This window comes from Oleiphilus sp. HI0066 (assembly GCF_001635725.1).
The window spans coordinates 1-1,390 of the sequence record NZ_LWFH01001297.1 but is presented as its reverse complement, the minus strand read 5'-3'; the positions used below and the strand labels follow the sequence as shown (position 1 = coordinate 1,390).

Here is a 1,390-nt window from a genome sequence, read left to right as displayed (position 1 = left end):
CTGTATAAGTGGCACCCTTGGGCGAGAGTTTGGCAAACGCCAATACTCGGAGAGTTATCCATGCTACTGGCGAACAAGCACGTTTTTCGATGGGAAATGAAGCGCGGAGGAGCGTTGCTAACGACAGAGCAGATAGATCACACTTACTCCCATAAACTGTCACAATGGAAGACTAGATCGACCATTTTGAAATTGTATCGCTCTGCCGATCCACGCAAGTTTTTGGTGTTTCAAAATGACCTTGAGCGCTTATCTGCTCGATGCAATATTGAGGCTGTTTGGGGGCAGAAAGATAAATATGTTCCGAGTTACATGGCAGATATGATGCACGCGCATACGAAAAACATATTGCCGGAAGCGGGGCACTGGGTGCCTTTGGAGGCACCCGAAGAGCTAGCGGCAGTATTGCGTTAAAATTTGGAGCACTCTGCCGTTGAGTTTATTAATTTAAGCATTAAAGCTCAGCGTTGTGGTAGACGTTTTGTACGTCATCTAAGTCGTTAAGCATATCTAAGAACTTCTCAAACATTTCAACATCATCACCGCTTACTGGTGTGGTCGTTTGAGGTACAAATTGAATTTCATCAACGTCGAATTCAATTTCGCCTAGTGCGTCAATGAGCGCTTGTTTTGCTTTGAAAGACTCTGTGTGTGGTGCAAATACGGTAATTTTCCCGTCTTCTGCCTCGACGTCAGTTACGTCCACATCTGCTTCCATGAGGGCTTCTAATACTGCATCTTCATCGTCTCCAGAAAACACAAGAATGGCGCTATGGTCAAACATATGGTTAACGGCGCCTTGTGTACCAATTTTCGCTTTCGTTTTGGTGAAGCATTGGCGAACATCGCCAAAGGTGCGATTTGGATTGTCAGTTAAGCATTCAACAATGACCATGCAATTGCCTGGACCAAATCCTTCGTAGCGTGCTGGAGAGTAGTCTTCACCACCACCGCCTTTTGCTTTGTCGATAGCTTTATCAATAACATGCGTTGGAACCTGATCTTTCTTTGCGCGATCAATTAAGCTACGAAGCGCAAGATTTCCATCGGGGTCGATGCCGCCCGCTTTTGCGACAACATAAATCTCACGACCATATTTACTGTAAACCTTTGTTTTGGCTGCAGCAGTTTTCGCCATTGACTCTTTGCGGTTTTGAAAGGCTCTACCCATTACCAGATTCCTTAACGTTGATCTAAAAGCGGGCTTATTCTACAGCGATTTGAACCGAAACTAAATTTCTCGTCCACAAATTCGCAAACTTCATTCTAAGTGTCGAAATAATTTACATCTTTGATTTCCTGGTCTTTTCCACTTTTTCTTTAATGCATGAAAAACATCACAAAAATATTAGTTGGCCTCAATCATGCTTGTTTATAGCTATTGTTCTTT

2 protein-coding genes are annotated in these 1,390 nt (G+C 43.5%); one reads left to right on the top strand and one right to left on the bottom strand.

The features are described from left to right. Nucleotides 1-414: alpha/beta fold hydrolase (locus tag A3738_RS18825; protein WP_197473917.1), on the top strand; the 414-nt coding region annotated here is incomplete at its 5' end. 40 nt (nucleotides 415-454) lie between these two features. Here the strand turns inward: A3738_RS18825 and A3738_RS18820 are convergent. Next, nucleotides 455-1,171 (bottom strand): YebC/PmpR family DNA-binding transcriptional regulator, encoded by a 717-nt coding sequence (locus A3738_RS18820; RefSeq protein ID WP_068476587.1) that lies wholly within the window; start codon nucleotides 1,169-1,171, stop codon nucleotides 455-457. Between the last annotated feature and the right edge of the window lie 219 nt (nucleotides 1,172-1,390).